The 19,200-nt window shown below is 63.4% G+C and carries 20 protein-coding genes; 12 read left to right on the top strand and 8 right to left on the bottom strand.

What is annotated here, in order from left to right; translation table 11 throughout:
• Positions 1-4: 4 nt before the first annotated feature.
• The gene (locus C2H86_RS22645; RefSeq protein ID WP_159409916.1) at positions 5-1,321 is read right to left on the bottom strand and encodes an MFS transporter; all 1,317 of its coding nucleotides are present in this window, start codon (positions 1,319-1,321) and stop codon (positions 5-7) included.
• 243 nt (positions 1,322-1,564) lie between these two features.
• Here C2H86_RS22645 and C2H86_RS22640 point away from each other — a divergent pair, with 243 nt between their 5' ends.
• Positions 1,565-2,434, top strand: coding sequence for a LysR substrate-binding domain-containing protein (locus C2H86_RS22640; RefSeq protein WP_159409915.1), 870 nt, complete (start codon positions 1,565-1,567; stop codon positions 2,432-2,434).
• Positions 2,435-2,575: 141 nt separating this feature from the next.
• Positions 2,576-2,941: a DUF2784 domain-containing protein gene (locus tag C2H86_RS22635; RefSeq protein WP_159412979.1), complete on the top strand. Its 366-nt coding sequence runs from the start codon at positions 2,576-2,578 to the stop codon at positions 2,939-2,941.
• On the opposite strand, the gene tam is transcribed toward C2H86_RS22635, so the two are convergent.
• On the bottom strand, positions 2,938-3,714 hold the full coding sequence (gene tam / locus C2H86_RS22630) for a trans-aconitate 2-methyltransferase (protein ID WP_159409914.1): 777 nt from the start codon (positions 3,712-3,714) through the stop codon (positions 2,938-2,940). The genes C2H86_RS22635 and tam overlap by 4 nt on opposite strands.
• A 97-nt stretch (positions 3,715-3,811) precedes the next feature.
• Between tam and C2H86_RS22625 the strand changes: the two genes are divergently transcribed.
• Entirely contained in the window at positions 3,812-3,991 is a 180-nt protein-coding gene (locus C2H86_RS22625) for a hypothetical protein (RefSeq protein ID WP_159412978.1), read from the top strand.
• A 3-nt stretch (positions 3,992-3,994) separates the two neighbouring features.
• Here the strand turns inward: C2H86_RS22625 and C2H86_RS22620 are convergent, their stop codons facing one another.
• Positions 3,995-5,407 carry an amino acid permease gene (locus C2H86_RS22620; RefSeq protein WP_159409913.1) on the bottom strand — a complete coding sequence of 471 codons (1,413 nt, stop codon included), beginning with the start codon at positions 5,405-5,407 and terminating at the stop codon, positions 3,995-3,997.
• A 325-nt stretch (positions 5,408-5,732) separates the two neighbouring features.
• Here C2H86_RS22620 and C2H86_RS22615 point away from each other — a divergent pair, with 325 nt between their 5' ends.
• Positions 5,733-7,157, top strand: a complete 1,425-nt coding sequence (locus C2H86_RS22615) for a PLP-dependent aminotransferase family protein (protein ID WP_159409912.1) — start codon at positions 5,733-5,735, stop codon at positions 7,155-7,157.
• A 314-nt stretch (positions 7,158-7,471) separates the two neighbouring features.
• Here C2H86_RS22615 and C2H86_RS22610 read toward each other — a convergent pair whose 3' ends face one another.
• Entirely contained in the window at positions 7,472-7,759 is a 288-nt protein-coding gene (locus C2H86_RS22610; RefSeq protein WP_159409911.1) for a hypothetical protein, read from the bottom strand.
• A gap of 406 nt (positions 7,760-8,165) precedes the next feature.
• Between C2H86_RS22610 and C2H86_RS22605 the strand changes: the two genes are divergently transcribed.
• Entirely contained in the window at positions 8,166-8,792 is a 627-nt protein-coding gene (locus C2H86_RS22605) for a hypothetical protein (RefSeq protein ID WP_159409910.1), read from the top strand.
• 88 nt (positions 8,793-8,880) lie between these two features.
• On the opposite strand, the gene C2H86_RS22600 is transcribed toward C2H86_RS22605, so the two are convergent.
• Genes C2H86_RS22600 through C2H86_RS22590 form a run of 3 tightly spaced genes read right to left on the bottom strand, consistent with a single transcriptional unit; the run spans position 8,881 to position 12,463 of the window.
• Positions 8,881-9,888: a histone deacetylase family protein gene (locus C2H86_RS22600; RefSeq protein WP_159409909.1), complete on the bottom strand. Its 1,008-nt coding sequence runs from the start codon at positions 9,886-9,888 to the stop codon at positions 8,881-8,883.
• Positions 9,888-11,129, bottom strand: coding sequence for a Zn-dependent hydrolase (locus C2H86_RS22595; RefSeq protein ID WP_159409908.1), 1,242 nt, complete (start codon positions 11,127-11,129; stop codon positions 9,888-9,890). Before C2H86_RS22595 ends, C2H86_RS22600 begins: the two co-directional genes overlap by 1 nt.
• 29 nt (positions 11,130-11,158) lie before the next feature.
• On the bottom strand, positions 11,159-12,463 hold the full coding sequence (locus C2H86_RS22590; protein WP_159409907.1) for an MFS transporter: 1,305 nt from the start codon (positions 12,461-12,463) through the stop codon (positions 11,159-11,161).
• Positions 12,464-12,617: 154 nt separating this feature from the next.
• Between C2H86_RS22590 and C2H86_RS22585 the strand changes: the two genes are divergently transcribed.
• Positions 12,618-13,526, top strand: coding sequence for a LysR family transcriptional regulator (locus tag C2H86_RS22585; RefSeq protein ID WP_159409906.1), 909 nt, complete (start codon positions 12,618-12,620; stop codon positions 13,524-13,526).
• A 129-nt stretch (positions 13,527-13,655) separates the two neighbouring features.
• Here the strand turns inward: C2H86_RS22585 and C2H86_RS22580 are convergent, their stop codons facing one another.
• Entirely contained in the window at positions 13,656-14,666 is a 1,011-nt protein-coding gene (locus C2H86_RS22580) for an aldo/keto reductase (RefSeq protein ID WP_159409905.1), read from the bottom strand.
• A gap of 118 nt (positions 14,667-14,784) precedes the next feature.
• On the opposite strand from C2H86_RS22580, the gene C2H86_RS22575 reads away from it, so the two are divergent.
• From C2H86_RS22575 to C2H86_RS22550, 6 genes are all read left to right on the top strand, one after another.
• Complete coding sequence (locus tag C2H86_RS22575; protein WP_159409904.1) at positions 14,785-15,708, top strand: LysR family transcriptional regulator; 924 nt, start codon at positions 14,785-14,787, stop codon at positions 15,706-15,708.
• 86 nt (positions 15,709-15,794) lie between these two features.
• Positions 15,795-16,592 carry an SDR family NAD(P)-dependent oxidoreductase gene (locus C2H86_RS22570; protein ID WP_159409903.1) on the top strand — a complete coding sequence of 266 codons (798 nt, stop codon included), beginning with the start codon at positions 15,795-15,797 and terminating at the stop codon, positions 16,590-16,592.
• Positions 16,593-16,613: 21 nt separating this feature from the next.
• On the top strand, positions 16,614-17,021 hold the full coding sequence (locus C2H86_RS22565; protein WP_159409902.1) for an SRPBCC family protein: 408 nt from the start codon (positions 16,614-16,616) through the stop codon (positions 17,019-17,021).
• A 130-nt stretch (positions 17,022-17,151) separates the two neighbouring features.
• On the top strand, positions 17,152-18,138 hold the full coding sequence (locus C2H86_RS22560) for a zinc-binding dehydrogenase (RefSeq protein WP_159409901.1): 987 nt from the start codon (positions 17,152-17,154) through the stop codon (positions 18,136-18,138).
• Between the two features lie 94 nt (positions 18,139-18,232).
• Positions 18,233-18,670 (top strand): hypothetical protein, encoded by a 438-nt coding sequence (locus C2H86_RS22555; RefSeq protein WP_159409900.1) that lies wholly within the window; start codon positions 18,233-18,235, stop codon positions 18,668-18,670.
• 14 nt (positions 18,671-18,684) lie between these two features.
• Positions 18,685-19,122, top strand: a complete 438-nt coding sequence (locus tag C2H86_RS22550) for a PaaI family thioesterase (protein WP_159409899.1) — start codon at positions 18,685-18,687, stop codon at positions 19,120-19,122.
• Positions 19,123-19,200 lie beyond the last annotated feature (78 nt).

The following is a 19,200-nucleotide window of genomic DNA, read 5'->3' as shown; positions in this document are numbered from 1 at the left end:
TCCTTCAGGTACGCAATGGCTTGATCGCCATGCTGGTGTTGGGTGCCACGTCCTCGGCCTGGGGCGCAGTGGCCGGGCGGCTGTTCCAGTGCGGCAGCAGCACCAGGGCCGAGAACAACGCGCAGCCAGCGAACACGATGAACACCGTGACGCTGTCGAAGTAGCCTGGCAGCAGGCCGCCGAGCACTGCCCCCACCGAGCCGCAGCCGTTAACGAAACCTGCCGCAGTGGCGCCGGCCTTGGCCGTGCCGAAGTCGATGGCCGCCGCGCCGCTGATCATCGAGTCCGGCCCGTACAGGGTCAGGCCCATGACGAACAGCAAGGCGACTACCAGCACGATGCTGCCGCTGTGCATCGCCCCCATGAACGCTGCCAGGGTCACGGTCAGCAGCACCAGGCTGATCACGCAGGCCGGCATGCGCCGGGCACCGAACAGCTTGTCCGAAGCCAGGCCAATGATGATCGGGCCCAGCAGCCCCGCCAGTTCGAAGGCGGTGGGGATGATCGCCGCGCCGACCTTGCCGACCGAAGGCATCTGCTCGAAGACGATCACCGGGCCCCACAGCAGGATGGCGTAGCGTGCCGGCTTCAACAAGAAGTACGCCATGCCCAGGGTCAGCACCGTGCGGTTGCGCAGGATCTCGCGCAGTGGCGCCCAGACGCTGCACAGGTTGCCGGCCGGGGCCATGCTCTGCGGCTCCGGTTCGACCGCTGCCAGGCCAACGTCTTCCGGCTTGTTGCGCTGCAGGAAAAAGAACAGCACCGCCACGCCGGTCACCACTGCGGCACTGGAGAAGAACGCGGCATGCCAGGTGCCGACCAGGGTATAGGCCCACCAGCCAGCGAACGGCGAAGCAACCAGGCCACCGAAGGCATAGCACGAACTCCACAGCCCCAGCACCCGCCCACGCTGCGACGCAGGGAAGAAGCTGCCGATGTTCTTGCACAGCCCTGCCCAGCCGGTGGATTGCGCCAGGCCCTGGATCAGCATGCAGGTGGCGAAGATCGGGAAGGTCGCGTAACTGCCCATCACCACCGCAGCCACTGCCGAAATCAGCAGCCCGCCCAGTACCACCACGCGCGGGCCAAAGCGGTCGGCGAGCATGCCCCAGGTGAACTGGCCCACGGCATAGGCGGCCAGGTAGATGGCGTCGAGGTTGGCCATGGCGGCCTTGTCGAGCATGAACGTCGGGTCTTCAGCGATGCCCAGCTTGGCCACCGAGAAGGCTTTGCGGGTGAAGTAGAAGGCGGCGTAGGCCAGCCAGGTGATAGCAAAAATCTGGATGCGCCAGCGTTTCAACGCGGCTAGTGATTGATTCATTGACTCTGACCTCTTGCTCAAGTGTGCCGGCAGATTGTTAAAAAACGCCTGTCTTGTTGTTGTGTTGCGCACTGCATGACGAAGGCTCGTCATCTGGTCAGATGGCACCGTGTGCGGGCCATGGCCCGGCCGCTGCTTGTGGCGACGGCTTCGGGTTGAAACGTATGGAAACAGTTGCTGACTGATAAATAAAATCGATTTATCGTATTTCACACATAAGTTCAGCTTGTTACTGGAGTCGGCATGTCGGTATCTCACGCTCAACTCAAGGCGTTCCATGCAGTGGCCGTGCACGGCAGCTTCACCCGCGCGGCGGAAAAGCTGTTTCTGACCCAACCAGCGGTGTCCGACCAGGTGCGCAAGCTCGAGGAACGCTTCGGCGTGCTGCTGTTCCAGCGCAACAAGCGCTCGGTGCAGCTGACCGACCTGGGCGAGCGCCTGCTGGGCATCAGCCAGCGCCTGTTCGCTTGCGAGGCCGAAGCCCATGACCTGTTGCAGGATTCCCGTGCCCTGCATACCGGCAGCCTGGTGCTGGCGGTGGATGCGCCCGTGCACGTGCTGCCGCAGATTGCGCGCTTCTGCCAGCGCTACCCGGGCATCCAGGTCAAGGTCGAGACCGGCAACACCGATGAGTCGCTGGCACGGCTGTTCAGCTACCAGGCCGACCTGGCGCTGCTCGGGCGCGATGTCGATGACGAGCGGCTGTTCTGCGTGCCGCTGCGCCGCGACCCGATGGTGGCGTTCGTCTCGCACAACCACCCATGGGCCAGCCGCGGGTCGATCAGCCTCGCAGACCTGGACGACACCCCACTGGTGCTGCGTGAGCCGGGGTCGGTGACGCGGCAGACGCTGGAGGAAGAGATGCAGCGCGCTGGCTTGCGGATTCGCCCGGCGATCCAGGTGGAAGGCCGCGAGGCGGCGCGTGAAGCGGTGGTGGTGGGGATTGGCGTGGGGGTGGTGTCGGCGGCCGAGTTTGGTGCGGATGCGCGGGTGTGTGCCTTGCCGATCGTCGATTGTCAGCGGCATCTGACCGAGACACTGGTGTGCCTGAGCGAGCAGCGATCGCGGCGGGTGGTGGCCACCTTCCTGCAGATGGTTCAGGAAGAGTTGTAGCGCCTGTACCGGCCTCTTCGCGGGACAAGCCCGCTCCTACAGAGACCCCGCTGTCCTGTAGGAGCGGGCTTGTCCCGCGAAGAGGCCGGTACAGGCAACACGACTATGCTGACAACACCCTACTTCCAGACGCTCGCCATCATGTTTTTCCGCCTGGCCGCCGACGCCCTGGTCCTGCTGCACCTGGCCTTCATCCTGCTGGTTCTGTTCGGCGGCCTGCTGGTGCTCAAGTGGCGCCCCGCCCTGCTCCTGCATCTCCCCGCCCTGGCCTGGGGCCTGGCGGTGGAAGGCCTGCACCTGCAATGCCCGCTCACCGACTGGGAAAACCGCATGCGCCTGGCCGCCGGTGACGCGGGCTACCACGGCGGCTTCGTCGAACACTACATCTGGCCACTGATCTACCCCGCCGGCCTGACGCCACAGATCCAGCTGCTGCTGGGCGGCGTCGTGCTGGTGCTGAACCTGGCCATCTACGCCTGCGTCATCTGGCGGTGGCGTCGCCCTTAGCGGGTGGCGACGACAAACAGCCGCGGGAACGGCAGCAGCACCTTGCCGTCGGTGGCAGGCGGATAGTCACGCTGCATGGCCTGCAGGTACATCTGCAGGAAGTCCGCCCGCTCCTGCTCGTCCAGCCTGGCCAGATAAGGCCGTAGCGCCGAGCCCTTGAACCATTCCACCACCGCCTCGGCACCGCCCGCCAAGGGGTGGTGATAGGTGGTGCGCCACACGTCCACCCGTGCGCACAACGGCGTGAGCAGGTCGTAGTAGAACGCTGCGTTGTGCCGTGGCGGCAGCTGGAAGTCGGCGAACTTGGCCGCCCACGGGCCCTGGCTGGCGATTTCGCGCAATTGCCGATGGGCCGGCTCGTCGAGGTTGTCCGGGGTCTGCACGGCCAGGCTGCCACCCTCGCTCAGCTGGCGTACCAGGTGCGGGTACAGTGAGCCGTGGTCAGGCACCCACTGCAGCGAAGCGTTGGCCAGAATCAGGTCTTGCGGCTCGGGCGCCGTCCAGTGGCTGATATCGGCAATTTCGCAACGTACCCGTGGAATGTGCAGGCGCTTGCGTTCGCGGGCCTTGTCGATCATGTCCTTGTCGCTGTCCAGCGCCGTTACCTGGGCATCCGGGCAGCGCTGCAGCAGCACTTCGGTCGAGTTGCCGGGGCCACAGCCCAGGTCGGTGGCATGGCGCACCGGCCGAGGTGGTACGGCGGCCAGCAAGTCGCGCACGGCGCGGGTGCGTTCATCTTCGAAGAGGGAATACTGGGTGGCGGACCAGGCCATGGGCGGCTCCTTTCTGGCGGGCAGTGGCTTGAGCATAAGCCATGTACCGTTTCCCATGAACCTGAACTGTCAGCCTATGCTTCAGGTCAGTCCCTACATGCGCATGCCGATGAAGATATCCCTGGCCCTCGCCATCCTGGCCCTGATCGCCGCCGCCGCCCTGCTGGGTTCGCCGTGGATGAACCAGCGCTTTCACATGCCCGAGGAAAAACACCCGCCCCAACAACGCGAAACGGCCGGGTCCCCAAGGGAGCCGGCCGTTTCCAACAGCAGGTGACGCTTAGTGCTGCTGCTTGCCAGAGCGGATCTGGTGCACCACGCCCATGGCCACCACGACAGCCGCGGCGATGCCGGTGGAGATCACCAGGATCTGGTAGTCAGGCATGAAGGCCATGGTCACCAGGGCGGCGATGATGAAACCGATCACCAGGTAGGTCAGCCACGGGAACAGCCACATCTGCAGGCGCACTTCCTTGCCTTCGGCAATCAGCTTGCGGCGCATGCGCAGCTGCGAGAAGGCGATTACCAGGTACACCAGCAGGGCGATCATGCCGGTGGTGTTCATCAGGGTTTCCAGCACGTCTTTCGGGCGCAGGGTCTCGCTGAAGTTGATCAGCGCGCAGACCACGGCCACGGCGCAGGAGCCGATGATCGCGTACACCGGTACGCCGGTGCCGGCGCGGGTGATCTTGAAGAACGACGGCGCGTCGCCACGCTGGGCCAGGGAGAACAGCATGCGCGAAGCGGTGTAGTGGCCCGAGATCAGGCAGCTGCTCACCGAGGTCAGCACCACGAAGTTCATCAGCAGCTCGGCGTGCGGCACGCCCAGCAGCTCCAGGGTACGGCGGTAGGCGCCATAACCGGAAACGCCCAGTTGCGGATCGTTCCACGGGACCAGGCAGACGATCAGGAAGATCGAGCCGACGTAGAACAGGCACACACGCCATACCACCGAGTTGGTGGCCTTGACGATCTGGGTGGCCGGGTCCTTGGCTTCGGAGGCGGCGATGGTGACGATCTCGGCGCCGAGGAAGGCAAACATCACACCCAGCAATGCACCAATGACCGTGGTGATGCCGTTGGGCATGAAGCCTTCGGCGGTCAAATGGGTGATACCGCGCACTTCACCGAACTGCCAGATGTTCATCACGGCAGCGCCGCACACGATCAGGAAGCAGACGATCGCCACCACCTTGATCAGCGCGAACCAGAATTCGAATTCACCGTAGTGCTTGACGTTGAAGAAGTTGACGGTGATCAGCAGCAGGGTCGTGGCCAGCACGAACACGTTGACGCTCACGTCGGGGAAAAAGCCATGCAGGATCTTGCCCGCCACATAGGCTTCCCAGGCCATCAGGATGACCCAGTACCACCAGTACAGCCAGCCGATGGTGAAACCGGCCCAGCGGCCGATCGCCCGGTCGGCGTAGGTGGAGAACGAGCCGGTGTCGGGCGAGGACGTCGCCATTTCACCCAGCATGCGCATGATCAGCACCACCAGGATGCCGCCAGCCAGGTAGGCCAGCACTGCGGCCGGGCCGGCGCTGTGGATCACGCTGCCGGAACCGACGAACAAGGCGCCGCCGATAACCCCGGCGATCGACATCATCGTCAGGTGGCGCGACTTGAGCGAGGCACTGAGCTTGCTCTCGTGCCCGCTTTTCGCGGTGGTGGTTGTGGATGTTGCGTCCATCAGTTGTGTACCCCGTGCTTCTTTTTATCCAAGGAAAACTGTGAAACCCCGATGGCTCTCGGTTTCACCTGTACATCAGTGCTAATGCGGGCAGGATGGTGTGCGCAAACACACGCAGGCCTTCCGTGGCGGCCTGCTGACGCGCCCCAGGGTTGGCACCTGGGGCGAACTGAACATGCTTTATGTGGCGATATCTGACACCTAATGTAAAAATGTCCGACGTAGAGAGCCATGCACAGTGGCATGAATCTCGCACTGCACTGTACAGGTCGCCGATGCAATACACCCCGCTGCGCCTGGCGTTCCGCACTCTTGAAGGCCCCGAATGTTCGAATTACATCCAGACTCTTCCACGCCGTTGGTCAACCAGATCATCGACGGCCTGCGCGAGCTGATCGACAACCAGACCCTCAAGCCGGGCGCCAAGGTGCCGTCGATCCGCGCCTTCGCGGCAAGCTATTCGGTGAGCACCTTCACCGTGGTCGAGGCGTACGACCGCCTGGTCGCCCAGGGGTTGCTGGTGAGCAAGGGCAATGCGGGGTTCTTTGTCAATCGTGCAGCGAACGAGCTGCTGGAAAGCCAGAACAGCGAGGCCGAAAGCGGCCGCCCGACGTTCAATTCCGAGTGGTACCTGCAGCAGATCTTCGAAACCCGCCAACTGCCGTACAAGCCCGGCTGCGGCTGGCTGCCCAACGACTGGATGTACGAAGAAGGCCTGCGCCGCGGTCTGCGCCAGGTCGCCGGCAGCCCGCTGGAGCTATCTGGCTACGGCGACCCGATGGGCCTGCCGGAGCTGCGCGCGCTGACCGCGCAGAACCTGCAGCAGGAGCTGTCGATCGTCTGCAACCCGGCGCAGCTGATGCTGACCCACGGCGCCAGCCAGGCACTGGACCTGGCCGTGCGCACGTTGGTTCGGCCCGGTGACGTGGTACTGGTGGACGATCCGGGTTACCCCAACCTGATGAGCATCCTGCGCACCCAGGGCGCAACGCTGATCGGCGTACCGCGCACGCCGAACGGTTATGACCTCAATCACCTCGAGCAACTGCTGGCGCACCACCGCCCTACTGCCTTCTTCACCCAGCCGCACCTGCACAGCCCGACCTGTTCACGCACCCCGCTGCCGCAGCTGCACCGCCTGCTGCAGCTGGCCAGCCAGCACGGCTTCCGCTTGGTGGAAAACAACCTGTACGCCGACATGGTCGCCGAACCGCAGCCGTGCCTGGCCAGCCTCGACCACCTGCAGCAGGTGGTGTACGTGGGCAGCTACTCGAAGAGCATTTCGCCGAACGTGCGGGTCGGCTACCTGCTGGCCAACCCGGAACTGATGCAGAAGTTGCTGCACCTGAAGATGCGCTCGGGGCTGACCACCTCGCAGGTGATGGAGCGGGTGGTATATGCGGCGATCATCGACGGGCGCTGGCGCAAGCACCTCAAACGCCTGCGCCAGCGCCTGGCCGAGGCGCATCAGGAAGTTGGCCGGCATCTGCATCGATTGGGCTTTGAACTGTTCATCGAATCGGATGAAGGAATGTATATCTGGACCCGCCACCCGGCGATTCCGGACAGCGCAGCGTTGCTGGATGATGCGTTGGAGAAGGGCATCATGCTTGGGCCTGGGCAGTTGTTCATGGTCGATGCCAAGGCAACCGGGTGGATGCGCTTCAATGTGGCATTCAGTACTGATCCGGCGATGTGGGAGTTGTTGGAGAAAGTGCTGGTGAAGCATGTGCGGCGGGGTGGGATTTAGGGATTGGGGTGTGGCCGGGGTGTTCGCCTTGGCACTTTCAGCGCCTGCGAGATCGAGCGCCGCCCGCGCGGCGCATCGCGAGCTGCGCTCGCTCCTACGTTTGTTTCGGGCCAGTAATGCCTGTGACAGGCGCGCGCGACCGCCTTGTTGGTACGACGCGACATTGAGCCATGCGCCAAGGCGTTCGCGCGCAAATCCCCCAGGAATAATTGGCCCTAAACAAACGTAGGAGCGAGCGCAGCTCGCGATGCGCCGCGCGGGCGGCGCTCGGTTTCACAGGCGCTGAAGATGTCGTGACAAACACCTCTCAGCCGTTATGCAATCCCCCGCCCTCCCTTGCGCTCCAACGCCGAAGCAAGCGCATCCGCCTGCCCCCAGGCAATCTGTATCGCCCTTAGCCCATGCAGCAACAACTGCCGAGTCTCTTCATCCTCGACACGCTCAAGCGCCCGGCGACTGTCGCTATAAGCGAAGGTCAGGTAATTGGAGACATTCAGCAGCACATATTCCATGGGAACGATGTCATCGCTGATTGCGCGGGACAGGGATCTGTCACCCGGATGACCGAAAGTGTGAGGTGGATCTGGAACGAGCTTTTTCATATCGACACCATACTGATGATCTGTCACCCGTCCGTTTCCACACATTAGGGTGACAGCTGCACACGGGGTGGAAAACCAGGCGTATGGTGAACCCGGCAGGCCCGAAAGCCTCCCGTGCACAGCTGGCCCAACGGAAACCCGCGTGGTTGCGATAAAGCTGCTCAAGATGATATCAATTACACACTATTTGATATCTGCGGGGGTACACATGGATGTAGCACGCTGCACCATCGACAATCGAAACTATGACATACCTGCGTTTGAATCCTTAGGCAATCAGCTGGTAGGCCACTACAGAAGGCACTTGGTATGCCCTGAATGTGCTGGCCCAGGATTTTACAGAAGAGAGTCCCGAAGCGGTCAGGCCGCATGCTTTGGAGCTCGCCCCCACGCCGAAAATTGCGCCATGGCTGCAGCCGAAGCCCGCCGTGGAGGAGCCATGGGAGCCGGCCAAGAAGAGCTTGTTAATCTCGGAGAAAGAATCGAAGTAGATTTCGACTATGGTGCCAATCCGCGAGTTAATCCTGATCCTCTTGAACCAGCAGATCCGGGGGGCCGAGGGGGCAGATATCGAGGAGGGAACGGCAGACGAGGTGCCGTTATGCATCGAAGGCTGAGTACAATTCTTCGAAACCTTATACATAGCGAAGACTTTAGAATCTCTGACCAACTGATTGCCATGCCTGAGGGTGAATTCAGAGTTAGAAATTTTTTCGTACCATTCTCAGATGTTCAGGAGGAGCATGAAGATCAGTATCGCGGCTACTGGGGCATCATCGCAGATGCAGCATTATCAAGGGACGACCCTCCTAGCCTTTGGTTGAACACTGGCGGTAGGGACAACGTCAGCATCGTTGTAGGCGATGAGCAGTCTGATGATTTTTTAGCTCGTTTCCCTTTCGAGGACACGGAAGAATTGGCGGGTGCATACGTACTAGTTTTTGGCGAATTACAATTATCACGCAATGGAAAACTCTACATTAGAGCACATGACATTTCGAGATTTACATTGAGCTTCCCAGACAATCCCTGAGCATGCCTCAAACTTTTGCTTATCAAAACACTTGCTCTAAAAAAGAAAGGGGGTGCGTAAGTAGCAAGCCCCCTCACTGTTACAACTATTACTGTCCAAAAAACGCCCGAGCATTCACTTCCAGACTCTCCAGGTGATACCCCCCCTCCTGCACAATCACACAAGGCAACCGCAACGCCCGAATCCGCTCGCCCAGCGCCGCAAACCCTGCCATCGTCACCGCCACCTTGCTCTGCGGATCCAGCTCGTAGATATCGAACCCGAGCGACAACACCAGCACCTCGGCCCCAAAGTCCTTCACTGCATCCAGCGCAATCTCCAGCTGCCCCATGAAATCCGCCTCGCTGGCCCCATGGGCCATCGGCAGGTTGAGGTTATACCCCTCCCCCGCACCACTGCCGCGCTCGTCCTCGAACCCGGCCACCCCTGGGTAGAAGTTGGTCGGATCACCATGGGTCGACACGTAAAGCACGTCGCTACGCTCGTAGAAGATCTCCTGAATCCCCTGCCCGTGGTGCATGTCGGTATCAAGAATCGCCACCCGGCTGTAACGGCTGCGCAGGGCCTGGGCCGCCACGGCGGCATTGTTGATGTAGCAAAACCCACCCGCCGCATCGAACCGCGCATGGTGCCCAGGCGGCCGGCAAAGCGCATAGGCTGCGGGTTCACCATCGAGAATGGCCTGGGCCGCAGCCACCGCGCTCTGCGCCGACCAGTACGCCGAATGCCAGGTGTGCTCACCCACCGGGCAACTGCCATCGGCCAGGTAGCGGCCAGCCTGGGCGAGGATGCCGCGCAAGGCGTTGGGCTCGCGCACGAAGATGTTCGACATCACCTCGTCGCCCCAGTCCTCGGGCACTTCCTTCCAGCGCGCATGGGCCTCTTCGAGGAACGCAAGGTAGGCCTCGCCATGCACCGCCTTGAGCGGCGCGAGGCCGGCATCGGCGGGCTGGCAGATCTCGAAGCCCAGGTCCTTGGCCGCCTGCAGCAGGCGCTGGGCGCGTTCGGGGACTTCCTGCGGGGTGCGCATGGCGCCGCGCGAGTAGTAGCTGCGTGGATGGTGCAGCAGCTGTTCGGGGTGAAAATAGCAACGCATCAGGCTTCTCCTTGTTCGACTTGGCCGGCGCGGGCCAGCACGGCGTTGAGCAGTACGTCGACGCCCTGGAGGGCATCCTCGGGCAGCACGTCTTCGGCTTCGTTGTGGCTCAGGCCGCCAACGCAGGGGATGAACACCATCGCCGTCGGGCAGTAGCGGGCCAGCAGGATGGCGTCGTGGCCGGCACCGCTGACGATGGACTGCTGGGCATAGCCAAGGCCGTCCACCGCCTGCTGCACGGCGGCCACGCAGTCGGCGTCGAACGGCGTGGCCGGGCTGACCCAGTGGCGCTCGATGCGCACCTGCAGGCCGCGCTGGTTGGCGATGGCCTGCAGCTTCAGGGTCAGGTCGCGCTCCATGGCCTCGATGGCTTCGTCGCGGTGGTGGCGCAGGTCGACAGTGAAGCGCAGCACGCCGGGGATGGTGTTGCGCGAGGATTTGGCAATCGACAGCTCACCGACGGTGGTCAGGCCTTGCGGGGCGAAATCGGCGGCCAGTTGCTCGACCGCCTGGATCATCCGCGCTGCGCCATACAGGGCGTCCTTGCGCAGCGGCATCGGCGTGGTGCCGGCGTGGGCGGCCATGCCCTCGACGGTCACGTCCAGCCAGCGAATCGCCTGGCCACCGCTGACCACGCCGATGGCCTTGGCGTTGTCTTCAAGGATCGGGCCTTGCTCGATATGCGCCTCGAAGTAGGCATCGACCTGGCCGCCCAATGAGCGTTGACCGGCGTAACCCGTGCGCTGCAGTTCGTCGGCGACACTGATGCCGTCGGCATCTCGGATGGCCAGGGCCTGGTCCAGCGCCAGGGTGCCGGTGAACACCGCCGAGCCGAACATGGCCGGGGTGAAGCGGGCGCCCTCCTCGTTGGTCCACACCGCGATTTCCAGCGGCTTGCGGGTCTGGATGTTCAGGTCGTTGAGGCGGCGTACCACCTCAAGGCCGGCCAGCACACCATAGACGCCATCGAAACGGCCGCCCTCAGGCTGGGTGTCGAGGTGGCTTCCCATCATCACCGGGGCAGCAGCCGGGTCGCTGCCGGCGCGGCGGGCGAACAGGTTGCCGATGGCATCCACGCTCAGCGTCAGGCCGGCCTCGCGGCACCAGTGGCTGAACAGTTCGCGACCGGCTTTGTCCTCGTCGCTCAGGGCCAGGCGGCAGCTGCCGCCGCGGGCGGTGGCGCCGATTTCGGCCATGGCCATCAGGCTCGCCCACAGGCGTTCGCCATTGCTTTTCAACATGTGCGGGTACTCCAGAATCAGGGGATCGATCAGGCCAGTTCCAGGCGCTGGCTACGGGCGTACTGGCGCGCCAGGGCGAGCACGCAGACCAGCGAAATGGTGGCGATCAATGTGTAGAACACTGCCATCGGCCACCATTGGCCGGTGAACGTATGGGCCAACCAGGTGCCGATCAGCGGGGTCAGGCCGCCCGCGATGGCGCCGCACACCTGGTACGCCAGGGAAATCGCGGTGTAGCGCACGCGGGTTTCGAACATGCCGCTGACATAGCCGGCGATCACCGCATAGAACGACGCCATGCAGGCCGCCGCCAAGGCGATGCCGAGCACGATCAGCGGGCCTTGGCCGGAGCTGACCAGCACGAACATCGGGTATGGCGAGGCCATTGCCAGCACTGCGACAAGGGCCAGGAAACGGGTGGCGCCGAGCTTTTCCGACAACCACGCGGCCAAGGGCTGCACGCAGAACTGGATGATCGCCACAAAGAATAGGCATTCGAGGATCAACGAGCGCTCCAAGTGCAGCTGCTGGGTGGTGTAGCTGATCATGAAGGTGTTGGTGAAATAGACTCCGGCGATGCCCAGGGTGTTGGCGCCGATGCACAGCAGCAGCGGGCGCCACGCGGTACGCAGCACTTCCAGTACCGGCGCCTGCTCCTTGCGCTGGGCCCTGGCCGCCTGCTCGCGGCTGGCAATGAATTCGGGCGACTCGTTGACCCCCAGGCGAATCGCCAGGCCCACCAGCAGCAACAGCGCGCTGGCCAGGAACGGCACGCGCCAGCCCCAGCTCATCAGGTCTTCCTCGGGCAGGCGAGTCACCGCGCCAAAGGCCAGCAGCGACAAAATCAGGCCAGCCGGGCTGCCTAGCTGGGCGAACGAGGCGAAAAAGTTGCGCCGACCCTTGGGCGCATGTTCACCGGCCATCAGCACCGCCCCGCCCCACTCGCCACCCACCGCGATGCCCTGGACCACCCGCAGGATGATCAGCAGCACCGGCGCGGCGGCGCCAATCTGCGCGTAGGTTGGCAGCAGGCCGATGCACACGGTGACGATGCCCATCATCAACAGGGTGATGACCAGCGACTTCTTGCGGCCGATGCGGTCGCCCACATGGCCAAAGACGATGCCACCCAACGGCCGGGCGAAGAAGCCTACGGCAAAGGTGCCGAACGCGGCCATGGTGCTGAACAGGCTGTCGTCGGAGGGGAAGAACAACGCGCCGAACACCAGGGCGGCGGCAGTAGCGTAGATGTAGAAGTCGTACCACTCGATCATGGTGCCGATGAACGCGGCGGCGGCAGCACGGCGCGGCTGGGGCGAAGCGGTGGGCTTCATGTTGGCTCCTTTGCTTGTTTTTCTGGCAGGAGTTGACGGGGTCACGGTGGCGCTCTGGCGGCGCTCTGACTGCGATTTATCGTCCCGGGGCTATGATTAGTCAATTTTCTATTTATTATTCGCACTATTAGCCCTGCTTATCATCGAGCCTGCCATGTCCGACCGCCTGCTCAACGACCGCCTCGACTGGAACCTGCTGCGCACCTTTCGGGTGATCGGCCAGGAGTTGTCCATCAGCCGCGCCGCCGCGCGCCTGCACTTGACCCAACCGGCCGTAAGCCAGGCGCTCAAGCGGCTGGAGGAACAGCTTGGCCGCCAGTTGATCGCCCGCCGCGGGCCACGTTTCGTGCTCACCGACATGGGCGAACAGCTGTTCCAGCTGGCCGGTGAGGTGTATGGGCAGATGTCGCAGATCGGCGGATTACTGGAACAGCCGGCGGACGAGCTGGTGGGCAAGGTGCGCTTGCTGATGATCAGCCGGATTGTCAGCGAGGGGTTCGATGATCTGCTGGCGGACTTCCATCGCCAGCATCCACGGGTGGACCTGGAAATCGACGTGATGCGCAGCTCGGACATAGTCGCCGCGCTTCAGGAAAAGACCGCCACGGCAGGCCTGAGCCTCAATCGCCGGCCCCAGCCACGCCTGGAACAGCGTCTGTTCCTGCGCCAGCGCTATGCGTTTTTCTGCGGCAAGCACCATGCCCTGTTCGGCCAGGCCGAGGGCGATCTGCAGCGGGAGAATTTCGTCAGTTTTACCAGCGACCAGATTGGCGGCATGCTGTCGCCGCTGACCATCTTCCGCGACCAGCAGGGATTTTCCGGACGGATCGTGGCGTCATCGCCGAGCCTTGAGGAGGTTCGCCGGCTGGTGATTGCCGGTTTCGGCATCGGCTGCCTGCCCGAGCATGTGGTGGCGCCGGATGTAGCGGCGGGGCTGCTGTGGAAGCTGCCGCCGGAGGAAGGGATTGCCGATGTGGATATTCACCTGTTGTGGAACAGGGAACAGCGGTTGAGCCGGGCTGAAGAGGTGTTTATCGAGGCGTTGCAGCAGAGCTTGGCCTAACGCTTTTGCGCCGCGCGATAGACCTCGCCACGCTCACGCTTGCCAACTGAAACGACCACCACCCCTTCAAGTCTAACCATACAAGCGGGTTTACCCGCGAATGGAGGGCATAGCCCTCCCCTTGCGCGATTAGGCGTTGGGCACTGGCGCATGCTGGGCAATCAGCCCCAGCTCACGCAGCTCGGCCCAGAAGGCAGCCGGAATCACTGCGTTGAACGCCGCCAGATCCTGGTCGGCATGCTGCGGCCGGGTGGCCCCGGGAATTACCGCTGCCACTGTCGGATGGGCCAGCGAGAACTGCAGCGCTGCGGCCTTGATGTCCACGCCATGGCGCGCCGCCACTTCGTTCAGGCGCTGCACCCGTGCGCGGATTTCGGGCCTGGCTTTCTGGTACTCGTAGTGGTCACCACCGGCGATCACACCCGAGTTGTACGGGCCACCGACGACAATGCCGAGGCCTTGCGCCAGAGCACCCGGCATCACCCGCTGCAAGGCACGCTCGTGATCCAGCAGGCTGTAACGGCCGGCCAGCAGGAAGCCGTCCGGGCGGGCTTGCTCAAGGTCCAGGGTCAGTTCGATCGGCTCGACGCGGTTTACCCCCAGGCCCCAGGCCTTGATCACGCCCTCCTCACGCAGGCGGCTGAGCACGCGGAAGGCACCGGTGCGGGCGATCTCGAACTGGGTCAGCCATTCATCACCGTAGAAGTCCTGGGCGATGTCGTGGATCCAGACGATGTCCAGGTAGTCGGTGCCCATGCGCTTGAGCGTGTCTTCGACCGAGCGCAGGGTGGCATCGGCGCTGTAGTCGTTGACGATGCGGTTACGGTTGCCATGCTCGAACAGGCCGCTCTTTTCGCCCAGTTTACGGGCAGCGGGGTCTTCCAGTTCGTCGAGGATGACGCGGCCGACCTTGCTGCTCAGTACGTATTCATTGCGTGGGCGCTGGGCCAGGGCCTTGCCCAGGCGGATTTCCGAGAGGCCGGCACCGTAGAACGGCGCGGTATCGAAGTAGCGCACGCCATTGTTCCAGGCAGCATCCACAGAGGCTTGCACTTCGTCTTGCGGCACGTTGCGGAACATGTTGCCCAGTGGCGCGGTACCGAAGCCCAGAGGGTTGGCGATCAGGTCTTTCAGGTTCATGGAATCTTCTCCAGCAAGGTGTGAAAGGTCGTCAGCCGACGACGTGAGCGCATCCTAGGCTTCCCAAGACAAGACCGTCCAAGTCATAATTCGACACAGTTAAGTCCCTGGAGGTCTCATGCAGGATCTACGTCAGTTGCGCTATTTCGTGGCCGTCGCCGAATGCGAGAACGTTGGCCGGGCCGCCGAGCAGCTGCATATCTCTCAATCGCCTCTGAGCCGGCAGATCGCCCAGCTCGAGGACAACCTGGGCCTGGCGCTGTTCGAGCGGCGCAACCAGCGCCTGTACCTGACCAACGACGGGCGCACCTTCCTGGCCGAAGCGCGCGGCCTGCTCAAGCATGCCGAACGCCTGGAGTCGCTGGGCAAGCGCCTGGGCCGTGGCGAAGAAGGTGGCCTGTGCATCGGCTACGTCAACCACGCCATCCATGCCGGCGTACTGCCCGGCGCAGTGCGGGCGATCCGTGGCGAGCGGCCAAACATTCACATTGCGCTGTACAACATGACCCCGAGCGAACAGTTCGAAGGGTTGCGCCAGCGCAGCCTGGACATCGCCCTGGTCTGCGAGCCACCCCCGAAGAACGACCCCGACCTGCGCGCCCAGCCAGTGCTGGATGACCCGATGCTGCTGGCCATCCCGGCCTTGCACCCATTGGCCAGCAAGGCCGAACTGACGCCGGCCGACCTGCATGAACAGGAATGGATAATCACCGGCGGCCAGCCCGACCAGGTCAACAAGCGCGACGATTTCATCGCCCGCTGCGGTGATGCAGGCTTCACCCCGCGCCTGTCGCTGGAGGCCACCGACCCACTCAGTGTGCTCGGCCTGGTGTCCGCCGGCCTGGGTCTGGCCATGGTGCAGAGCAGCCTGTCAGGTAGCGTCGGGCCGAGCGTGGTGCTGCGCCAGCTGGACTGGTTCCAGCCCTGCGTGCAGTTGTGGGCGGCCTGGCACCAGGTGGACCTGCGGCCGATCGTGGGGATCTTCCGCGAGCGGGTGCTGGCCCTGGCCGATAAAGAACCTGATCAGTCGATACAGGTCTGAACTCAGTCGAATCAAGTCTTTTACAGTCTTACAGCGCATCACTAGGATGGCTCCCATCGATGCAACTCATCCACAGGAGCCATTCCATGAACATCGACCTCGGCGGACGCACCGCCATCATCAGCGGCTCGACCGGCGGTATTGGTCTGGCCATCGCCCGCGGCCTGGCCCGCGCCCATGCCGACGTGGTCATTGCCGGCCGAAGCCAGAAGTCGCTCGACGCTGCCCTGGCGGAACTGCGCGCCCAGGGTGGACGTGGCCAGGTACACGGCGTGGTCGCCGACCTGGGCACCGCTGAAGGCGCCGAAACCTTGTTCGCCGCCCACCCGCAAGCCGACATTCTCGTCAACAACCTGGGCATCTACGACGACGTCGACTTCTTTGATGTGCCCGACAGCGAATGGGAGCGTTTCTACGACGTCAACGTGCTGTCAGGTGTGCGCCTGGCCCGCCACTATGCGCCTGGCATGGTCAGCAAAGGCTGGGGGCGAATCCTGTTCATCTCTTCCGAATCGGGCATCGCCATCCCCGCCGACATGATCAACTACGGCGTCACCAAGGCCGCCAATCTGGCCGTGTCCCATGGCCTGGCCAAGCGCCTGGCCGGCACTGGGGTAACGGTCAATGCCGTATTACCCGGCCCGACCCTGACCGACGGCGTCGCCGCGCTGGTGGCCGATGCCGCCAAGGCCTCCGGGCGCAGCGTGCGTGAAGAAGCCGATAACTTCGTGCGCACCGCACGGCCAAGCTCGATCATCCAGCGCGCCGCCGAGGTCGACGAAGTCGCTCACCTGGCGGTGTACCTGGCCTCCCCTTACTCCTCCGCCACCACCGGCGCGGCCCTGCGGGTCGACGGCGGTGTGGTCGACAGCCTCGCTATCTGAATCCAACTGGAGATCTGCACCGTGGCAACTGCCTACGCTTCCCTGCACACCCAACACAGCCCCGACCACGTCTGGGCCCTGATCGGTGGCTTCGACAGCCTGCCCGACTGGCTGGCGTTCATCCCTGAAAGCCTGTCCAGCGAAGGCGGCCGCGTGCGCTCGCTGAAAGACCCGGACGGCAACAGCATCGTCGAGCGCCTGATGGCCTTCGATGAGCAGCAGCGCAGCTACAGCTACGCGATTCTCACCAGCCCGTTCCCGGTGACCGGCTACCTGTCGACCCTGCGGGTCAAGGCCGATGGCCAGGGCAGCCTGATCGAGTGGTTCGGCGAGTTCACCCCGGCCGGGGTCAGCGATGCCGAGGCGCAGGCACTGTTCAAGGGCATCTATGAAGGTGGCCTGGAAGCCTTGGCCAAAACCCTGGGCTGAGTGATCGGGGGCTGCTTTGCAGCCCCTTTTTTTGCCTTCCAGTCAAGACACCTTGTCCCAACCCCGCCTGTTTCCCCCTGACGAGACCCGTTAGCCTCCCGCCCACACCTGTCTCACAAGGACCCGCAGCATGCCAACCCATCATCAAGCCTGGGCCTGGACCCCGAACGCCGGCCTCTCCGGCCTGCAACTCATCCAGAAGCCCTTGCCCCAACCCGCCCCCGGCGAAGTATTGGTGGCCAACCGCGCCATCGCCCTCAACCCGGTGGACTGGAAGATCTGCGAATGGGGCCACCCGGCCTGGCAGCATGGCACGGTGCCCGGCGTCGATGGTGCCGGTGTCGTTGTCGCCGCCGGCACTGGCGTGGATCTGCCGCTGGGCACCCGCGTCGCCTATCACCAGTCCCTCGCCCGTGACGGCAGCTTCGCCGAACACTGCCTGCTCGACGCCAGCCTGGTCATGCACATCCCCGCCCAACTGGACGACAGCGCTGCCGCCGCCGTGCCATGCCCCGCCCTCACCGCCTGGCAGGCGCTGGCCAAGGTGCCCGACGGCGCCAGTCGTGATGTGCTGGTGATTGGTGCTGGCGGCGCAGTGGGCTTCTATCTGGCGCAACTGGCTGCACAACGCGGCCTGCGCGTCTGGGCCACAGCTGGCCAACGCCACCACGCTGCGCTCAAGGCACTCGGGGTGGCCGGCGTGTTCGACTACCACGACGGCGACTGGCAGGCCCGATTGCAGGCAGCCCTCGGCGAGCGCCCACTGCATGCCGTGTTCGACACGGTCAGCGGCGCCCACGCGGGCAACCTGGCCCATTTACTCGGCTACAACGGCCATCTGGTGTGCATTCAGGACCGCCAGGAAGCTGCGCCACTGGCCGCCTTCAGCACGGCGATCTCGCTGCATGAAGTGGCGCTCAACAGCATCCACGCCCATGGCCGCCTGCAGGATCGCCAGGCCTTGCGCGTGGCAGGTGAGCAGTTGCTGCATGCCGTCGCCGATGGCCGGCTGCTCGCACCGCAGCGCCGGAAGTTCGCCTTCGAGGGATTGCCCGAAGCGCTGCACCAATTGAAGACCAGCAAGCTTGGCGGGAAATGGGTGGCGTCCCTGAGCTAGGCCCAATCATCCCGCCACCTGATATTTCTGCCAGTAGACCCATTTCCTGGCGCGATCCATCATCGCGTCAGACAAATCAAGAGGGGTCATGCGCATGAGCATCCTGATCTGGCTTCATCTGCTGAGCTACTACCTGGCATTGGCGATCATAACCGGTATCTCCGTCCTCTACCTGACACGCTCTCAGTTCATGCCCTACCACGCAGAAGCCGTCGGTCGAAGTTGGCATGAGGTCGATCCGGCAATGCAAAACCTTTTGCTCACGATCATCCGCCTGCTTGGGTGGGCCTGGTTGGCCATCGCCTGCGCAGGCGCGCTCATCTTCAACCTGCTATCCGTGCAAAACTCGCCCCTCGGTCAATGGGTGCTGTTCCAGAGTTTCTGCCTGCTGGCAACCCTACCCGTGATCCTTTTCATCTGCCTGGTCAAACGCAGAACTGGCGCTTCACCACTGCTAATGGCCGCCGTACTGCCAGCAGTTTTGAGCTGCCTGGGATTCATCTGCGTGCTGTTGGTTCGGGCACAGGGATAACGAGGACTGAACACATGAACAAAGACAACCCATTCTGGCGTCGGGTCGCGGAAGACAGGCTGTCCAATGTCACCACGCTGCTCGGCTGGTTCGTCGATACCTACCAGGAGCGCAAGCGCGAGATACAGGTGCGCTTTCATGCCTCGGAGTCATTCACCAACCCGCTCGGCAAGGTCCAGGGTGGCATGCTGGCCGCAATGCTCGATGACTGCATGGGGCCCGCCATTTATGCATTGCTGGACGAGGATGAAGTGGCGGTGACCCTGCGCATGTCCACCACCTTCCTGCTACCCGCCTCGCCTGGCCCGCTCCAGGGTATTGGCACACTTTATCGGCGGCGCGGCAAGTATTGCTACACCAAAGGCATGTTGCTGGACGGTGACGACAGGACGGTGGCCACGGCAAAAGCTTGCTACAAGATCCTGCCGATGCCGAAAGGCATTACACCTTGATACAAGGGCGAGGGACACCGGCTGGCGGGTGAACTTGGATCCGATCCTTTCAAGGAGTATGCTGAGCGCTATCATTGT

The sequence above is a fragment of the Pseudomonas putida genome (assembly GCF_009883635.2).
Taxonomy (GTDB): domain Bacteria; phylum Pseudomonadota; class Gammaproteobacteria; order Pseudomonadales; family Pseudomonadaceae; genus Aquipseudomonas; species Aquipseudomonas putida_W.
The sequence above is the reverse complement of the archived record's forward strand: the minus strand, read 5'-3'. Positions and strand labels throughout refer to the sequence as shown.